The organism is Streptomyces sp. NPDC044571 (assembly GCF_040647115.1).
GTDB lineage: Bacteria > Actinomycetota > Actinomycetes > Streptomycetales > Streptomycetaceae > Streptomyces.
In genome coordinates this window covers 13,714-30,687 of sequence record NZ_JBEZBN010000068.1, presented here as the reverse complement: position 1 = coordinate 30,687, position 16,974 = coordinate 13,714, and the positions used below count along the sequence as shown (strand labels likewise).

Sequence of the window (16,974 nt, the reverse complement as noted above, 5' to 3'; positions counted from 1 at the left end):
GTGGTCTGGATGAACCAGGTCCACGGCATGGACGTGGCGGTGGTGTCCGGTCCCTGGGGGAGCGACGCCGAGATCCCGCCGGTGGACGCCGTGGCCGGGCCGCGCCGGGGCCTGCCGCCTCCGCCCGGCGCGGGGTCAGGCGGGGCCGCCCTTGCCCTCCGGGAACGTGCGGCCGAACTGCTCGTCCAGGACGGACAGCCGCCGCCAGTACTCGTCCTCGTCGATCTCGCCGGAGGCGAAGCGGCGGCCGATGATCGCGATCGGCGAGTTCTCCCCGTACGAGCGGCCCGTCGCCGCCCACGGCCCGCGCGGGCCGCGACCGCCGCGCCACACGGTGCGGCGCAGGAGCGTGACGACGCCGATGACGACGGCCGCCCAGACCAGCGGGAAGAAGAGGATCCACGGGCCGGGCCCGTCGTATGCCAGGGTGTTCATCTCGGTTCAGCTCCTCGGACGTGTTCGCCGTGTCGCCCGTCGTGCAGCGACACTCCGAGACTGGCTCCGCGGGGGTGCCCGGCGCGTCGTACGGCCGACGGCACTGCGCGTACCACCGGTGGAGTAGCCGGGGCCCGGGCCGGAGTCCCTGCGGTAGCCGCTGCCGGAGCCGCCTACGGGCCGGGACCGGAGTCAGCCGAGCCAGCCGGGCCGGACCAGGCCCGACTCGTACGCCAGGACCACCAGCTGGGCCCGGTCGCGGGCGCCCAGCTTGACCATGGTCCGGCTCACGTGCGTCTTCGCCGTCAGCGGGCTGACCACCAGGCGCCGGGCGATCTCCTCGTTCGACAGGCCCAGTCCCACCAGCGCCATCACCTCGCGCTCCCGCTCGGTCAGCCGGGCCAGTTCCGCGGCTGCCGCGGGCGCCTTCGAGCGGGCGGCGAACTCGGCGATCAGGCGGCGCGTCACCCCGGGCGAGAGCAGCGCGTCGCCCCCGACCACCGCCCGCACCGCGCGCAGCAGTTCCTCCGGCTCGGTGTCCTTGACCAGGAACCCGGAGGCCCCGGAGCGGATCGCCTCGAAGACGTACTCGTCGAGCTCGAAGGTGGTGAGCATGACCACCTTGACCCCGGCCAGCGCCTGGTCTCCCGTGATGGTGCGGGTGGCGGCCAAGCCGTCGAGCACCGGCATCCGGATGTCCATCAGGGCGACGTCCGGGCGCAGTTCGCGGGCCAGGCGCACGGCTTCGGCGCCGTCGGCCGCCTCCCCCGCCACCTCGATGTCCGGCTGTGCGTCGAGCAGTGCCCGAAAGCCGGCCCGTACGAGCTGCTGGTCGTCGGCGAGCAGAACGCGGATCACCGGTCCTCCCTCGGGGCCGGGCTCCGCAGCGGAAGCCGGGCCCGCACACGGAACCCGCCGTCCGGGCGGGGTCCGGCCTCGACGGTGCCGCCCAGGGACGCGGCGCGCTCGCGCATGCCGATCAGCCCGGTGCCGCTGCCGCCGGCGTCGCCGCCGGTGGCGGGTCCGTCGTCGTCCACGCACAGCTCCAGCGCGTCCGCCCGCCGGCCGATGCGGATACGGGCCGTCCGGGCACCGGAGTGGCGCACCACGTTGGTCAGGGCCTCCTGCAGGATCCGAAAGGCGGCGAGGTCCGCACCGGGCGGCAGCCCCCGGCCCTCGGCTTCGCCCTCCACGGAGACCGTGAGCCCGGCCGAGGCCGCCTGCCCGACCAGCTCGGGCAGCCGGTCCAGTCCCGGGGCGGGGGTGCGGGGGGCCTCGCCGGGGGCGCGCAGGGTGTCCAGGACCTGCCTGACCTCGCCGAGCGCCTCCTTGCTGGCCGCCTTGATGGTGGTGAGCGCGGTGCGGGCCTGCTCCGGGTCCGTGTCGAGCAGGGCCAGGCCGACGCCCGCCTGCACGTTGATGACGGAGATGCTGTGGGCCAGTACGTCGTGCAGCTCGCGGGCGATCCGCAGCCGCTCCTGGTCCACCCGGCGCCGCTCGGCCGCGGCCCGCTCGGCGCGGTCCCGGGCCCACTGCTCCCGGCGTACGCGGACCAGTTCGGAGGCGGCGAGCACGGCGATCGCCCAAGCGGTGACGGCTCCCTCGGGCGCCCAGGGGGCCGGGCCGTCGCCCGGGGGCGGGAGCCGGAGGTACAGCCAGTGGCCGATCAGCAGGTGCCCGGCCCACAGCCCGCCCACCGCCGCCCAGGCGGCGTGGCGGTGCCCGGCGACGACGGCGGCCAGGGCGGCGAGGGCGACGCTGACGAAGACGGGGCCGTAGGGGTATCCGCCGGCGAGGTAGGCCAGCGTGACCGCGCAGACCCCGTACAGCACCGGCACGGGGTGGCGGTGGCGCAGGACCAGCAGGGCGGGCCCGAGCAGGAGCAGGAGCCGCCCGAGCACGCCCAGCGGCTCCCGGCCGGCCTGCACCTGCTGCGCCCACCCGCTGCCGGCCTGCGCGAAGACGGCGACGAGCAGCGCCGACCGCCACGGCAGCCGCCCCGCCGAGTCCTGCCCCCCGTGCCGCTCCGCCATGGGGCCACGCTAGACGGCGCGGCCCGCGCCGTCGTCCCCCGGACGGGGCGTCCCCCCGTACTCCCCCGGGAGTACGGGGGGCGCGGCGTGGCACCCATGGCGGACGGCTCCACGCGCCGTCCCGCGACAGTGGTGGCCGCCACCATGGGCCGGTGCGCCCCTCCTGCCTAGTGTTCGAGCCATGACGAGCCAACTTCCTTCCCTGCGGGAGCGCGTGGCGCTGGTGACCGGCGGCGGCAGCGGTATCGGCCGGGCCTGCGCGATCGCCCTGGCCGAGGCGGGCGCCACCGTGCACGTCGTCGACATCGACGTGGAGTCGGCCGAGGCCGTCGCCGCCCTCGTCGGCGGACGGGCCCACGGGGCCGACCTGGCCGACCCGGCGGCCGTCCGGGGGCTGCCGGCCGGGGTGGACATCCTGGTCAACAGTGCGGGCCTGCAGTACGTGGCCCCCCTCACCACGTTCCCGGTCGAGCGTTTCGCGCGGATCCAGCAGGTGATGGTCACCGCGCCGTTCCTGCTGCTGCGCCACGTGCTGCCGCACATGTACGCGGGCGGGTGGGGCCGGGTGGTGAACATCTCCAGCGTGCACGGCCTGCGCGCCAGCGCCTTCAAATCGGCCTACGTGGCGGCCAAGCACGCCCTGGAGGGGCTGAGCAAGGTCGCGGCGATCGAGGGCGCCCCGTACGGGGTGACGAGCAACTGCATCTGCCCCGGCTATGTCCGCACGCCTCTGGTCGAGGCACAGATCGAGCAGCAGGCCGCCGCGCACGGCATCAGTGCCGAGGACGTGCTCTCGGAGGTGCTGCTGACGCGGTCGGCGATCAAGCGCCTGATCGAGCCCGAGGAGGTCGCGGCGGCCGCCGTGTGGCTGTGCGGGCCCCACGCCGACTACCTCACGGGTGCCTCCCTGCCGCTGGACGGCGGCTGGGGCGCGGCCTGACCGCCGGACCGCGACAAATCGGCCATCATGGGTCTGGAATGCCCGAGCCGAGGAGGGCGCGATGAGGCATCGCAGTGTCGCGGACATGATGACGCCCACCGCCGTCACCGTGCAGCGGGGGACCACCTTCAAGGAGATCGCCCGGCTGCTCGGCGAGTTCCGGATCACGGCCGTTCCGGTCCTGGACGACGACGGCCGTCCCGTGGGCGTGGTCTCCGAGGCCGACCTGCTGCACCGGTACGGCGAAGGCAGCGGCGCCGAGACCGCGGAGGGCCTGATGAGCAGCCCCGCGATCACCGCCCGCCCCGAGTGGAGCGTGGTCCGCGCCGCGCGGCTGATGCGGCAGAAGCAGGTCAAACGGCTGCCGGTGGTGGACCGGGAGAACCGGGTCATCGGAGTGCTCAGCCGCAGTGACCTGCTCCAGCTGTTCCTGCGCCGCGACCGTGCCATCCAGGAGGAGATCCTGGAGGACGTCCTCACCCGTACCCTCCGGCTGCGGCCGTCCGACCTGACGGTCGAGGTGCGCGACGGCCTGGTGACGCTCAGCGGGACCGTCCCGCGGGCGAGCCTCGTCCCCGTCGTGGTGCGGCTGTGCCAGAGCGTCGACGGGGTGGTGGACGTGGTCGACCGGCTGGCGTACGCGGACGACGACGGGACGGACGCGACCGAGGGGACCGACGCAACCTAAGGGGTGTCCCGCAGCCGGCGGCCCGCGAAGTGCCGCTCCAGGGCGCCCCGCGCTCGGCATACGGCCCCAGGGTGAGGGGGCCCCGTGGCGCAGGAGGCCGAGAGCGACGAAGTGAGCCGGCCGGCTTTTCGCCCGCCGCGCCGATTGCACAGTGGGCTGCTTCGTCAAGTCCCGCGTTTCCGTGCCGTGACCGCAGGCCGGTCGGTGGGGCGCAATGGAGTGATCGGTTGACGCCGAAAGACGGCTGACGGGCCAACGCCCCACCGAATTCCACGACCTCTCCTGAGGAGCCCTCCCCCATGACCGCCACCACCCGGACCCGACGTGTCGTCCCCCTCCCCGAACAGAGGGTGCCAGGCATGTCGAACACAAGATCAAAAGTATCCAGGGCGTCAAGCCCAACCGACAGAGCCCTCCTTCGCCTCTATCAATCGATTTACATCACAGCGGCCGGAGTGCTCGTTCTCGTCGCAGTTGCTGCCGCATCGATGGCGGTCGCCGATCTGCAGCCCTGGATCTTCGGGCCTCTCGCGGCAGTGGCGGGCTCGACTCTTGTGCTCGCATACCGTAAACGACATCGAGAATTCTGCTCGCGGCAACACATACCGGGCCCGAAGCCCGCCTTCTTCATGGGAAATCTGGCGGATCTTCTGGCGTTCGGTCAGGGGCACCGGGATCTGGCCTTGCGGGGGTTGCACGAAGAATACGGGCCGATCGTCCGAATTCACCTGGGGTGGGGTTCCCGCCCTTATGTTTCCGTCAATACGGCATCCAAGAACCTCCATCAAAGATCTTTCGACTCCAACCGGCAAGCAGATGGAACCGTTCTCCCCATCAGCATGATGGGGATGCCCGGCGGGGAAGAGCTCCAAAGCCACCGACGCTCGATCGGCGGCCTCCTCAACAGGCAGGCACTAGGCCATTTCAAGCAGGAAGCAGACGCATTCGCCGTTCAGTTCACCGAGAGGAACGGAGCGAACGGGGCAGGGAATCCCGACAGCCCGACGGCCCTCCTCCGTGAAGTGCAAAGCTGGAGCGCCAACGCTCTGGGACGTCTACTGTTCGGGACATCCTGGCGTCTTCCCGATCTCCCCAGGTACCTGGATTGCCTCGGGCGGATCGAAGAAGAGATCGGCTACCGCACTTTCCATCCGCCCTTCCGCCGCTTCATCTTCCTGCACCGCACCGTTCAAACCCGATCCGCGTACAGATATCTGGCTTCAACCCTGAGTTCGATGTCGGATAGTCGAGGATGCCCTTTCGCCACCAAGAGCACCGGAGAAAATCGCGCAACCGTCGCCGAACGAATAATGAACGAAGGTGGCTGGAAGCGGCGACAGAAGATCGAAGAATTGATGTCGCTCGTACTTGGCGGTACCGACGCCATGACGTACGCCATCACCCAATCCCTCATCGAACTAGCGCACAATCCGGAAATTCAGCGCAAAGTACAGGACTCCTGGACTCCTACAGGGGACGGGGATCGCAGTGACAACAAGGCGGCGTCAGAGATGGTGCGGGCGGTGTTCTACGAGACGCTGAGACTTCACCCCCCGGTTCCGTTCAGCTCCAAGCGTTCAGATCGACTCGATGTCGAAGCGGGCGGGATCCTCGTACCAGCCGGAACGAATCTCCTTTGGGCAAAAGCGGCGATCGGCGTCAACCCGGAAATATTCGATGACCCGCTCCGATTCGATCCGAGCAGGTTCGAGGAGGGGGCCAGCTTGGCAGACTTCTTGCCGTTCGGCGCCGGTCCCCGCCATTGCATCGGCAGTCAGGCTGCAGAACAACTCTGCATTGCTCTCTTGTCCCACATTCTCAGAGCATTTTCTGTGGAACCGGTCGACGACGCAGACATGACCCTCACTGCGAAAGTTGCCGTTGCTCCTTCATGCATTCCCGTGAGACTCCAGCCGCTTCTGAACTTTATTGAGTGATGCCCTGGCGCGGGGCCTGGATCGTCTTCGAGGACGAGGCTGGGCAATCGATGACTCCGCCGCGTGCCAGGACGTGGGGTCGATCGGCCAGACCCCCAGGGCTTCGGCGTAGTCGGATGATGCCCGGTTTCTGATCATCCGAGGCCGAGGAGCGCGAGCGGTCGTTGGGGGTCGCGAGCGTTGCGGCGGAGGGCGGCAGCGATGTTGGTGACGCCGGAGCGTTTCAGGATGCCGATGGCGAGGTTGCGCCACGTGGCCATCGCCCGGGGTGCGTTGCCGGTCCGCAGTTGGGAGGCGTCCCCGGCGAAGGTGGTGTCGCGGACGTGGTGCAGGGACTCAAAGCCGCAGTGGCCGCGGACCAGCCGGGCGAGCCGGGCGAGCCGCGCGGGGGACGCCTGCTCGGCGGTCAGGCTGGTGACGGCGTAGATCGTCTTGACGGTGGTCTTGCCGGTCTTGCGGCAGGTACGGCGGCGCTTGATCTGGATGGCCTGCCGGGCGCCGGGGAACAGCAGCCTGTTCACGGTGGCGACCTCGATCCGGCGGATCTCGCAGCGCCCGAGGCCGGTCTCCGTCGTCCGACCCAGAAGCGGGATGTCCCGCCAGGGAAGCGACTTGAGCTGCTTGCGGAGACTCTTCTGGTTGCCCTTGACGATCACGATGTAGTGGGCCTTCCGGCCGAGGAGGTAGCCGGCGTGCTCGCGTGGGGTGTGCAGCGCGTCGCTGGTGACCACCGTCCCGGCGAGGTCGGCGACGGTGTCGAGCAGGGGCTGGAAGCAGGTGATCTCGTTCGTTTTCTCGCCGACGTACAGCTGGGCCAGGACCAGGCCGCTGGTGTGCTCCATGGCTGCCAGGAGGTGGATCTTGCGGCCCTTCGCCCTGGCCGCGCCGCGCAGGCTTTTGCCGTCCACCGACCTTCCGCGCAGGTCAGCGCCACCGCTCGGTTGCGGGCGGCGGTCGGCGAGCCAGCGGCCGACCGCCCGGTCCAGCGCGTCTGCATCGAGGCGGGCGAGCAGTCGGCGCACGGCGGACTCGGAGGGCGCCAGACGCCGCGGCAGCAGCGAATCGGGCCGGACGCCGAGCTGGTCCAGCACATGGAACGGGGCGTCGGCGATCCACTCACCGACCGCCACAAGCGAGGTCACCCCTGCCAGCACCGCGCACGCTGTCAGCGCGAGCACGACCGCCAGCGCATGCCGCACGCCGCGCGGATCGCGCGGGTCGGGCACCTCCGCGAGCCGTTCCAGCAGCCCCGGAACCTCCTGGAGGCCGGGATCGGGCTGCCGGCGGAGCTGGTCAAAGGCGGACGGGATCAGCGATGGTGCGTCGGCAGGCACGGTCTTCCAGTCGGATCACGGGGTGTCGAGAACTCCATGATCTTGGAAGCCGTGCCTGCTTCCGTTCCCGTAGCCACCTGCCCGACAAACCATCATGAACCGGACGCCACACGATACGCCGAAGCCCTGCCCTGCCAACGGGCAAGATCACGATCTGCGGCAGGAGTACTACGAAGTGAAGCCGACTCCCCGTTCGGCGAATATCCTCATCGCCTCACCCAGGAATTCCACCATCCTGGGATGGTAGGAGTTGTGAAACTCCCTCATGGCGTCGTCTTCCGCATAGAAGAGTGCCATCCCGACGTACGCTTGCCTGCTGGGGGCGTAAAATCGGCAGGCTATGCCGAAATGCCGGCCGACGAGCTCCTGGATCTGGGGATCCCCAGGCAGGGAGCCGTCCAGGCAGGCCGCGATCTCCCGGTACAGCACGTCCCAGTCCTGGTGGACCTGAGGCCTGTCAACGTGCTCCCAGTTGTTGGTCTCGGCAAGGCTCTTCGCCTGCTCTTCGGCCAACGACCGACGACACTCTTCCTCGTACAGATTCCCCATGGCACCAATTCTCTTGTCCGGCTGTTGATCCAGGCGGAACGGTGACATAGGCCCACCGGATCGGCAAGCTATTTATTTGAGCGGCTCAGTCGATTCGTCAAGGGCAGCCAGAAGAGTCTCCGCATGCAGCTCAAGTCACTTCCCTGGCGGGACATCCCGCTCCTGGGTCGGACGAAGGAAACCGGCCATGGGCGCTGCGAGATCCGCCGGATCAGGTCGCCACCGTGAGCAACCTGCTGTTCCCCGGCGCCCGCCAGGCCATCCAGATCAAGCGCCGCCGCACCGACCGCAAGACCGCAAAGGCCACCATCAAGACCGTCTACGCGGTCACGAGTCTCACCGCCCACCAGGCCGCCCCGGCCCAGCTTGCGAAGCTGGTCCGCGGCCACTGGAGCAGCGAGTCCCTGCACCACGTCCGCGACACCACCTTCGCCGAGGACGCATCCCAACTGCGGACCGGCAACGCGCCACGCGCGATGACCGCCTGGCGGAACCTCGCCATCGGCGCCCCGAGGTTGAACGGCGTCACCAACATCGCCACCGCCCTCCGCCGCAACGCCCGTGATCCACGACGCCCACTGGCCCTCCTCGGCCTCGCGTGATCACAAAACGGACATCAGGTGACTACGCCGAAGCCCTGGCCAGACCCCGGGGGGCTCACCGTGTTCCAGCTGCCCACCTACGCGCCGGATCTCAGCCCCCAGGAGGAGGGCGTCTGGTCGCTGGTCAAGCGCGACATCGGCGACCTCGCCGCTGCCAACCTCGGCCAGATCACCCGAGCAGTGAACGCTCTCCGCCAGCAAGACCGGTCGGCCATGTCGCCGCTTACGACACCGCCAGCCCAAGCTCAGTAGCCCAGCCTCGGACAAACGGTCCGTCAGGTGCTCAGGCAGCGGCTTCGCCGGGGTCCTCGTCCTCCGGGTTCAGGAAGAACCACCGGCGGACCAAGGTGTAGCCGGGTGGGAGTTCGTTGCCCGTCAGTTCCCTGTACCGCGCCTTGGCCGCCTCGCTGGCCTGCTGACCGGTGGGGAGCCTCCGAAGGAAGGGGTCGCGGTCAGGGTCAAGGGCGGACTGACGAGGTTCGTTCGGGGCTACACGGTCAGAGACCGGTTCCCAATCCCCGATGTCCTCGGCGTCGTACCACTCGCCGTCCTGCCGCTCGTAGCGATGGGCGGCCACGACCAGGCCCACGGCCAGAGTTACACCGAGGGCGACGCGAATCTTCGGCTTGTGCCTCGCGTACCAGTTCTTCGCGGTCTCGGCGAAGGAGGTGGGCTCGCTGTCCTCGGGGGGCTCGCCGGGCATGAGGTCGGTCACCCACATAGATCTATCGAACCCACCCTTCACCTGTCAGGCAATCACCCGACATCGCCCCATCAAGTGCAGTACTGGACGTGTACTCGTGATGTCGGGCCGGCGAGGTGGGGGGTATCTGACGCTCCGTGGGCCGACTGGCCGGTTACTGCGGATCGACACGGCGGGCCGGTGGCCGCGAGACCGGACAGATGGCGAGACGATCTCCCGCTTCCGAGGAGGCCCAGGCTGTTCTCTTCGACTCCGGTGGGGTGCTGATGCGTCCGATCGGCGCCCGGTGGAACCCGCGGGCCTCCTTGTCCTCGACCCCCGACTCCGACGACTACCACCGCGTGTTGCTTCGCAACCTCGGGACGGAGCCCACCCCACAGCTCCTGGCCGACCTGCGCCGCGAAGTCCCCGCGGACAGAGTGCTGGAGCTGTACCCGGACGCGAGGGAGACCCTGGAGGAGCTGAGCCGGCGACAGGTGCGGATGGCCGTGGTCTCCGATGCCTGGCCCGACCTGCCCGACCTGCACGCGGCACTGGGCATCCACCACTTCTTCGAGGCATACGCGATCTCCGCCGAACTGGGCTGCAACAAGCCGGATCCGCGCATCTACCACCACGCCAGCACCGCGCTTGGCCTGACACCTCCGCGATGCCTGTTCATCGACGACGATCCCGACCTGTTCCAAGCTGCCATTGAGCTCGGCTACGCGGGGCGCGCGATCAACCGTGACTCCCCGCTCCCGGACGTTCCTCCCGTTCCGTCCATCGCAACTTTGACGGAACTGCTGGAGCTTTTCTGACCAGGCTTCACTCAAAGGCCTGGAGGGGGGAGCCCGGTAGCAGCGCCGACGTCCGCCTGGCCCCGCGGGCAGGAAGACGAGCCGAGCCGGGCCCTCTGCAACACCCTTCAGCCCTCGGCGACGTCCAGCCAGCCCGCGTAGGGCTTGAGGGACCCCTGGGGGGTGAGGGCGCCGGTCGCGCCCATGTCCCCGAGGGCGGTCCGCTTCAACTGGTCCGCCATGTTCTCCATGGCCCGCGCGACGGCGAGTTCGTCGCCGATCTCCGGGACGTCCGGGTCCTGGGGGTTGCGGCGGGCGGTGCCCTGTCCGGTCAGTTTCGTGGAGCCGTTGTCGAGTTCGAGCCGGGCCTTCGTGGTGCGGTCCTCCTCGGAGACCTGGAGGCGGACCTTCCACTCGGCGGTGTGCGACATGGCGTGCCTCCCGGGTGCTAGTGGCCGTGGTACAGGCGGTCGAGGTCGACCAGCATGACGTCGCCCCGGGTCTGCGCCGCGCGCAGTTCCGGGCTGAAGCCGGAGCCGCCGTAGAGGGCGGGGCGGACCCGGCCGGTGTCCTCGCCCGCGGCGGCGGCCGCGTCGACCAGGCGGTGCAGTCGCCGCAGGTGTTCGATGTCCATGCCCACGCGCAGCCGGGCGAGCCCGATGGAGAGGAGCCGCTCGGGTCCCCGGCCGTCGTGTCCGCGGACGACGACTTCGGCGGCGTGCGCCTCGGGGGAATCCGGGTCGCTCGGGAGCGAGCCGTACGCGGCCGTGGTCCGCGCGGCGCCGAAGGTGGCGGGGGCGGCGAAGTGCTCGGCCCAGTACCGGCAGATCTGGGCGAAGCACTCCTCGGCGATCCGCGAGAAGTCCGCCCGGGCGCTCTGCCAGACCGCCGCGGCCTCCTCGCTCTCCAGAGCCGTTCTGCGCGGGCGCACCACGGCGTGTTCGAAGGCCAGCAGGGGGTCGGCGATGCGGTGGCGGACGAGGCCCGGCCGGAATCCGTCGGGCTGCGACAGCAGCATGCCGTGGTCCCGCAGCAGGGTCAGGGCGCGGGAGGCGTCGGGGAGCTGCTGTCCCGCGTACGCGGCGATCTCGCCGTGGGTCGTGCAGCCCGACGCCAGTGCCGCCAGGACCGAGTGGCAGGCCCCGTGGCTTCCGTGTCCGGTCTCCTCGTCAACGAGGTGGCGGGCCTCGCGGAACAGCGGCGTCCGGGGATTGAGCACCGTCCGGCAGATCCAGCCGTCGAAGTCCTCGGGCCCTCGCGGCACGTCGTCGTTCACGTAGTCGTACCGGTACGCGGGGGTTCCGCCCACGACCGCGTGGACACGCAGGGCGAGCGCGGGGTCCTCGATGCCCCACAGGCGCGCCACCGCGCGGAAGTCCAGCGGCTGGATCCGCAGCTCCAGCTCGGCGATGCTGCGCAGGGGGGAGCCCGCGAAGAGCCGGCTCATGACGGGTGCGGTCTCGCCGCCGAGCACCAGCCGGGTGCGGTTCTGCGTGGCGGAACCGGCCAGCCGCCGGAGCGCGCCGTGGATCACGGAGGGCAGGGCGGGGCTCGCCTCGACCAGGTCGGGGAAGGCGTCGATGACGACCGGCAGGGGTCTGGTGTCGCCGAGGGCGAGCAGCTCGTCCACCGCGTGCTTCCAGTCGGGCCACCGGCTGGGGGCCGCTGCCCGGCGGTAGCGCGCGTACTCCTCGCCGAGTCGGCGCAGGGAGTCCGCTTCGGTGGCCTCCTGCCCGCTGAAGTAGAAGCCTCCCGTGGCCCGGGCGAGCGCTTCCAGGAGCAGCGTCTTGCCCTGCCGGGGGCGTCCGGAGACCACGCACAGGCCCGGCCCGGTCTTGGGGTCCTGCGCGAAGGCGGTCAGGGCCGCCCATTCGTCGTCCCTGTCGAAGAGCCGCCGGGGTCGGGGAGTGCCTTCCGGTTCGCGTACCGGCGTTCGCTGTGGGTCTGCGGCGTTCACGCTGGGCACCTCCGCAAGCCGCTGAGGGATGCCTCCATTTTCGGCGGCTCGGCCGTTCCGCGCGCGCCCGCCGAAGATCAACATTCATCTGGAGGCCGGCAGAGATTTGCTACCGACCAGTAGACACGGGCGGCCGAGGGCCCGATTGTGGACGCGCACATGCCAAATCCGGCCACCGAGGAGCGCCCCCACATGCGCAGCACCCGCACCCGTATCCGCCCGCTCGCCGCCGCCACGGCCACCGCCGCGGCCGTCGCCGTCCTGGCGCTGGCGCCGACCGCGTCCGCCCGGCCGCTCACCGCCGACGCCACCGCCACCGCCACCGCGCAGCCCGCTCCCGCGGCGGCCCCGGCCGCGGTGAGCGCCTCCGCGCCCGGCGGCAACGCCTACCTGCTCGGCATCGACTACGGCACGTGGAGGCGCGACGTCGCCGCCGTCATCGACACCGCCCGCCCGTACGTCGAGCAGCGCATCGCCCGGTCCCCCGCCGGCGAGAAGCCCGCGATCGTACTCGACATCGACAACTCCTCGCTGGAGACGGACTTCCACTGGTTCTGGACCTTCCCGACCCCCGCGATCCCCGAGGTCCGCGAGCTGACCCGGTACGCCGACGCGCACGGCGTCGCCGTCTTCTTCGTCACCGCCCGCCCCGGCATCGTCTACTCGGTCACCGAGCACAACCTCAAGGCCGTCGGCTACCCGGTGTCGGGCCTCTACGTACGCGACCTGCCCGACCTGTTCAGTGCGGTCAGCACCTACAAGACGGCCAAGCGCGCCGAGATCGAGGCCCGCGGCTACACGGTCATCGCCAACATCGGCAACAACCAGAGCGACCTGGTGGGCGGCCACGCCGAGCGCACCTTCAAGCTGCCGGACTACGACGGCAAGCTCTCCTGACCCGCCGGCCCCGGCCGGCCCTCGGGCGTCCTCACCGGGGCCGCAGGACGAGCACGCCGTCGGCCTCCCGGTCGACCCGGGTGGCGAAGCGGTGACCGATCCGGTCCAGCACCGCCCCCAGCCAGGCGGAGTCCTCGGCCGAGGCGTGTTCCAGGCGCATGCGCCGCGCCTGGAGGGGGACGATCCGGACACCGGCCAGGGCGCCGGTGTCCGGCTCGACCGACACGAGGTACAGCGGACGCAGGTCGTCCCGGTAGCGCGCGTGGCCGCCGATCCCCTCGTAGTCGTCGATGAAGTCGCCGCAGCCGTGGAGGATCAGCCTGCCCCGGTACACCTCCAGCGGTCGCGGGTGGTGCGAGGAGTGCCCGTGGACGAGGTCCACCCCGCCGTCGACGAGGGCGTGGGCGAAGCCGATGTGGCCGGCGGGAACCTCGTAGCCCCAGTTCGACCCCCAGTGGATCGAGACGACGGCGATGTCGCCGGGCCGTTTCAGCTGCCGTACGCGCTCGATGATCCCGGCCGCGGCGGCGGCCGAGGTGTCGGGCAGCAGGTCCACGCCGCTGCGCTCGGCGCCCGCGGCCCACGGGTGCGGGATGCCGCTGGAGGGCAGACCGCACGAGAGGACCAGCACCCGGCCGCCGCCGGGGACCGTGAGGACCGCCGGCCGCCTCGCCTGCGCCAGGTCCCTGCCCGCGCCCGCCGTGGCGAGCCCCGCACCGGACAGCACCGCGAGGGTCTCCGTGAGCCCGCCGCGCCCGAAGTCCAGGACGTGGTTGTTGGCCAGGACGCAGACGTCGGGCCGGACCGCGGCCACACACGGCACATTGGCCGGGTTCATCCGGTAGTGGACGCCCTTCCCGGGAGCGAACGCTTCGCTGCGCGTGATGCTGGTCTCCAGGTTGACGATCCGGACGTCCGGCGCGGCCGCGTCCAGGACGGGGAGCGCCTCCCCCCACGGCCAGGCGGGGTCGACGGGACGGGGAATCGGCCCGTTCACCGCTTCGGCGAGCTCGACGTAGGCACGGGCGTCCCGGATCCAGGACTCCTGCAAGGCCGGTTCACCGGGGTGCGGAAGGATCTGGTCGACACCCCGGCCCGTCATCACGTCACCGCAGAGGAACAGCGTGACCGGCCGCCCGCGCATACTGCCAGGCTAGGACCTCTCCCCCCGGGGGCGTTGACCGGGCGTCGACCGGTGGCGTCGACCTGGCGCTCCCAAGATCAAGATCAGGGGCCGGTACGCGGTCACCAGACGGCCGGGCCTTCGGCCGGGACCGCCCGCGCGGCGCTGCGAACGTACCGGCGGCGGCCTCCAGTGCTACAAATGGATCGTGGCCCATCCTTGCAACCCGTGCCGGGGACGTCGGTGCGGTCACTGATCAGAAACCGCCCGCGGAGCGTCGCCCGACAGGTATTCGTCCTTCAGGTGGCGGTCGTGGTGCTGCTCGCAGCCGGGGCCGTGCTGGCGCTGGTGCTCCAGTCGCGCCACGACGTGGACCGGGAGGCGCGCAACCGGTCCGTGGCGGTCGCGGAGACCTTCGCCCACTCGCCCGGACTGAACGCCGCGCTCCGGTCCCCCGACCCGTCCAAGATCCTCCAGCCGCTCACCGAGGCGACGCGCAAGGTCTCCGGGGTCGACTTCATCGTCGTGATGGACACCCGCGGGATCCGTTACACGCACCCCCTCCCCGACCGCATCGGCAAGCGCTTCGTCGGCACGATCGAACCCTCGCTCGCGGGCCGCGTCCACACCGAAAGCGTTCAGGGGCCGCTGGGCAAGGAGATCCAGGCCATCGTGCCGGTCTTCTCCGAAGGCGACCACGGCAAGGTCGAGGCGCTCGTGTCGGCGGGGCTCACCGTGAAGAACGTGACCGGGGTGGTCGACCGGCAGCTCCCCGTCCTCCTCGGGGCCAGCGCGGCCGGCCTCGCCCTGGCCACCGCCGGCGCCGCCCTGATCAGCAGGCGCCTGCGACGCCAGACCCACGGCCTCGGTCCGCTTGAGATGACCCGCATGTACGAGCACCACGACGCCGTGCTGCACAACGTCCGCGAGGGAGTTCTGATCATCGACGGCGAGGGCCGGCTGCTGCTCGCCAACGACGAGGCGAAACGGCTGCTCGCCCTGCCCTCCGACGCCGAGGGGCAGCTCCTGCGCGAGCTCCCCGGGCTCGACCGGCACCTGACCGACCTCCTGCTGTCGGGCCGGGTCGCCACCGACGAGGTGCACGAGGCCGGCGACCGGCTGCTGGTGATCAACCAGCGGCCCACCCGTCCCCGCGGCAGCCCCGAGGGGACGGCGGTCACCATCCGGGACTCCACCGAGATGCGCGTGCTCAGCACCCGCGCAGAGGCCGCCCGCAGACGGCTGCGGCTCCTGTACGACGCCGGGGTCGGCGTCGGCACCACCCTCGACGTGGAGCAGACCGCCCAGGAACTGGCGGACGTCGCCGTGCCGCGGTTCGCGGACTTCGTCACGATCGACCTGGCGGAAGCCGTGCTCCGCGGCGACGAGCCCACGGGCGCGGCCCCGGACCTGCGCCGCACCGCGGTCAGCGGCATCCGGGACGACTCCCCGCTCTACCCGCGGGGCCGGCTGATCGACTTCCTGCCCTCCACTCCCCAGGCGCGCGGGCTCAGCAGCGGGCGGGCCGAGGTGATCGCCCTGGCCGACGCGCCCGGCTGGCACGCCCAGGACCCGCCACGGGCCCAGGCCATCCTCGACTTCGGGATCCACTCCCTGATCATCGCGCCGCTGAAGGCCCGCGGCGTCGTCCTCGGCGTGGTCAACTTCTGGCGTTCGCAGAAGCCGGAGCCGTTCGACGAGGAGGACCTGTCCCTCGCGGAGGAGCTCGTGGCCCGGGCCGGGGTCAGCATCGACAACGCCCGCCGCTACACGCGCGAGCACACCCTGGCGGTCGCCCTCCAGCGCAGCCTGCTGCCGCGGGACCTGCCCGAGCAGAGCGCCGTCGAAGTCGCCCACTACTACCTGCCCGCCCAGTCCGGCGTGGGCGGGGACTGGTTCGACGTGATCCCGCTGCCCGGAGGCCGGGTCGCCCTCGTGGTCGGGGACGTCGTCGGCCACGGCCTGCACGCCGCGGCCACCATGGGCCGGCTGCGTACGGCCGTACTCAACTTCTCCTCCCTGGACCTGCCCCCCGACGAGCTGCTCGGACGGCTCGACGGCCTCGTCCAGTACATCGACCAGAGCGGGGCGGACGCCGGGGACGGCAGCGGGCTGGGCGTGCTCGGGGCCACCTGCCTGTACGCCGTGTACGACGCGGTGACCCAGCGCTGCACCATGGCCCGCGCGGGGCACGTGCCGCCCGCGGTGGTACGCCCCGACGGGACGGTGGAGATCCCGGACCTGCCCGCGGGCGCCCCGCTGGGACTGGGCGGATTCCCCTTCGAGGTGGCGGAGCTGCAGCTGAGCGAGGGCACCCAGCTGGTCCTCTACACCGACGGGCTGATCGAGAGCCGCGGCCGGGACATCGACGAGGGGCTCGACCTGCTGCGCGCCGCGCTGGCGCACGCCGACCGGGATCCGCAGGAGGTCTGCCGGGCGGTCCTGAAGGAGATGCTGCCGGTGCGTCCGCGCGACGACGTGGCCCTCCTCGTCGCCCGTACGTCGGCGCTGCCGGCGGACCGCATCGCCGAATGGGACGTCACGTTCGAGCCGAGCGCGGTCGCCAGCATGCGGGCCGCCGCGGTGGAGAGGCTGGAGGAGTGGGGCCTGTCGGCGCTCGCCTTCGGCACGGAGCTGGTGCTGAGCGAGCTCATCACGAACGCGATCCGGCACGGCGCCGCCCCGGTGCGGGTACGCCTGCTGTACGACCGGGTGCTGACCTGCGAGGTCTTCGACGCCAGCAGCAGTTCGCCGCGCCTGCACTACGCCACGACGACCGACGAGGGCGGCCGCGGACTGTTCCTGGTCGCACAGCTCAGCCGGCGCTGGGGGGCCCGGTACACGCCGGACGGAAAGGTCATCTGGTCGGAGCAGGCGCTGCCCGACGCCGAGGAGCTCTGACCCGCTCCCTGTCAACGCACGGGGGGTTCGTTCACCCCCCGGAACCCTGCGTTTTGCGGCCCGCGCACGGGCGCCCGGCGCTGCGCCGCGCGCCCG

At 71.2% G+C, this 16,974-nt stretch carries 17 protein-coding genes and 1 pseudogene; 9 read left to right on the top strand and 9 right to left on the bottom strand.

The features are described from left to right. Positions 1 to 114: pseudogene (locus AB0B01_RS27180) on the top strand (laccase); the annotation flags it as partial. Positions 115 to 135: 21 nt separating this feature from the next. Here AB0B01_RS27180 and AB0B01_RS27175 read toward each other — a convergent pair. The 3 genes from AB0B01_RS27175 to AB0B01_RS27165 form a co-directional block, all read right to left on the bottom strand. Then, the gene (locus AB0B01_RS27175) at positions 136 to 435 is read right to left on the bottom strand and encodes an SHOCT domain-containing protein (RefSeq protein ID WP_361724345.1); all 300 of its coding nucleotides are present in this window, start codon (positions 433 to 435) and stop codon (positions 136 to 138) included. Between the two features lie 192 nt (positions 436 to 627). Then, positions 628 to 1,293, bottom strand: a complete 666-nt coding sequence (locus tag AB0B01_RS27170; RefSeq protein WP_361724342.1) for a response regulator transcription factor — start codon at positions 1,291 to 1,293, stop codon at positions 628 to 630. Next, on the bottom strand, positions 1,290 to 2,468 hold the full coding sequence (locus AB0B01_RS27165) for a sensor histidine kinase (protein ID WP_361724339.1): 1,179 nt from the start codon (positions 2,466 to 2,468) through the stop codon (positions 1,290 to 1,292). Before AB0B01_RS27165 ends, AB0B01_RS27170 begins: the two co-directional genes overlap by 4 nt. Positions 2,469 to 2,649: 181 nt before the next feature. Between AB0B01_RS27165 and AB0B01_RS27160 the strand changes: the two genes are divergently transcribed. The 3 genes from AB0B01_RS27160 (at position 2,650) to AB0B01_RS27150 (ending at position 6,033) form a co-directional block, all read left to right on the top strand. Continuing rightward, positions 2,650 to 3,408 (top strand): 3-hydroxybutyrate dehydrogenase, encoded by a 759-nt coding sequence (locus AB0B01_RS27160; protein ID WP_361724336.1) that lies wholly within the window; start codon positions 2,650 to 2,652, stop codon positions 3,406 to 3,408. 61 nt (positions 3,409 to 3,469) lie between these two features. Then, positions 3,470 to 4,096 (top strand): CBS domain-containing protein, encoded by a 627-nt coding sequence (locus tag AB0B01_RS27155; RefSeq protein WP_361724333.1) that lies wholly within the window; start codon positions 3,470 to 3,472, stop codon positions 4,094 to 4,096. Between the two features lie 299 nt (positions 4,097 to 4,395). Then, complete coding sequence (locus AB0B01_RS27150; protein WP_361724330.1) at positions 4,396 to 6,033, top strand: cytochrome P450; 1,638 nt, start codon at positions 4,396 to 4,398, stop codon at positions 6,031 to 6,033. A 134-nt stretch (positions 6,034 to 6,167) separates the two neighbouring features. On the opposite strand, the gene AB0B01_RS27145 is transcribed toward AB0B01_RS27150, so the two are convergent. Both AB0B01_RS27145 and AB0B01_RS27140 read right to left on the bottom strand, forming a co-directional pair. Continuing rightward, positions 6,168 to 7,367 (bottom strand): ISAs1 family transposase, encoded by a 1,200-nt coding sequence (locus tag AB0B01_RS27145; RefSeq protein WP_361724327.1) that lies wholly within the window; start codon positions 7,365 to 7,367, stop codon positions 6,168 to 6,170. Positions 7,368 to 7,535: 168 nt separating this feature from the next. Next, positions 7,536 to 7,916, bottom strand: coding sequence for a TipAS antibiotic-recognition domain-containing protein (locus AB0B01_RS27140; RefSeq protein WP_361724324.1), 381 nt, complete (start codon positions 7,914 to 7,916; stop codon positions 7,536 to 7,538). Positions 7,917 to 8,140: 224 nt separating this feature from the next. Between AB0B01_RS27140 and AB0B01_RS27135 the strand changes: the two genes are divergently transcribed. Next, a complete protein-coding gene (locus tag AB0B01_RS27135) occupies positions 8,141 to 8,518 on the top strand; it encodes a hypothetical protein (RefSeq protein ID WP_361724348.1) in 378 nt (125 codons plus the stop codon). A 60-nt stretch (positions 8,519 to 8,578) separates the two neighbouring features. Next, positions 8,579 to 8,770: a hypothetical protein gene (locus AB0B01_RS27130; RefSeq protein WP_361724321.1), complete on the top strand. Its 192-nt coding sequence runs from the start codon at positions 8,579 to 8,581 to the stop codon at positions 8,768 to 8,770. Between the two features lie 31 nt (positions 8,771 to 8,801). On the opposite strand, the gene AB0B01_RS27125 is transcribed toward AB0B01_RS27130, so the two are convergent. Further along, positions 8,802 to 9,233 (bottom strand): hypothetical protein, encoded by a 432-nt coding sequence (locus AB0B01_RS27125; protein ID WP_361724318.1) that lies wholly within the window; start codon positions 9,231 to 9,233, stop codon positions 8,802 to 8,804. Positions 9,234 to 9,421: 188 nt separating this feature from the next. Between AB0B01_RS27125 and AB0B01_RS27120 the strand changes: the two genes are divergently transcribed. Beyond that, positions 9,422 to 10,021 (top strand): HAD-IA family hydrolase, encoded by a 600-nt coding sequence (locus tag AB0B01_RS27120; protein WP_361724315.1) that lies wholly within the window; start codon positions 9,422 to 9,424, stop codon positions 10,019 to 10,021. A 107-nt stretch (positions 10,022 to 10,128) separates the two neighbouring features. Here AB0B01_RS27120 and AB0B01_RS27115 read toward each other — a convergent pair whose 3' ends face one another. Further along, positions 10,129 to 10,431 (bottom strand): DUF1876 domain-containing protein, encoded by a 303-nt coding sequence (locus AB0B01_RS27115; RefSeq protein WP_361724312.1) that lies wholly within the window; start codon positions 10,429 to 10,431, stop codon positions 10,129 to 10,131. Between the two features lie 17 nt (positions 10,432 to 10,448). Beyond that, on the bottom strand, positions 10,449 to 11,957 hold the full coding sequence (locus AB0B01_RS27110) for an ATP-binding protein (protein WP_361724309.1): 1,509 nt from the start codon (positions 11,955 to 11,957) through the stop codon (positions 10,449 to 10,451). Between the two features lie 192 nt (positions 11,958 to 12,149). Here AB0B01_RS27110 and AB0B01_RS27105 point away from each other — a divergent pair, with 192 nt between their 5' ends. Beyond that, positions 12,150 to 12,854 carry an HAD family acid phosphatase gene (locus tag AB0B01_RS27105; RefSeq protein WP_361724306.1) on the top strand — a complete coding sequence of 235 codons (705 nt, stop codon included), beginning with the start codon at positions 12,150 to 12,152 and terminating at the stop codon, positions 12,852 to 12,854. A gap of 31 nt (positions 12,855 to 12,885) precedes the next feature. On the opposite strand, the gene AB0B01_RS27100 is transcribed toward AB0B01_RS27105, so the two are convergent. Then, positions 12,886 to 13,998, bottom strand: coding sequence for a CapA family protein (locus AB0B01_RS27100; RefSeq protein WP_361724303.1), 1,113 nt, complete (start codon positions 13,996 to 13,998; stop codon positions 12,886 to 12,888). A 282-nt stretch (positions 13,999 to 14,280) separates the two neighbouring features. Between AB0B01_RS27100 and AB0B01_RS27095 the strand changes: the two genes are divergently transcribed. Next, positions 14,281 to 16,878, top strand: a complete 2,598-nt coding sequence (locus AB0B01_RS27095; protein ID WP_361724300.1) for a SpoIIE family protein phosphatase — start codon at positions 14,281 to 14,283, stop codon at positions 16,876 to 16,878. The last annotated feature ends 96 nt before the right edge of the window (positions 16,879 to 16,974 follow it).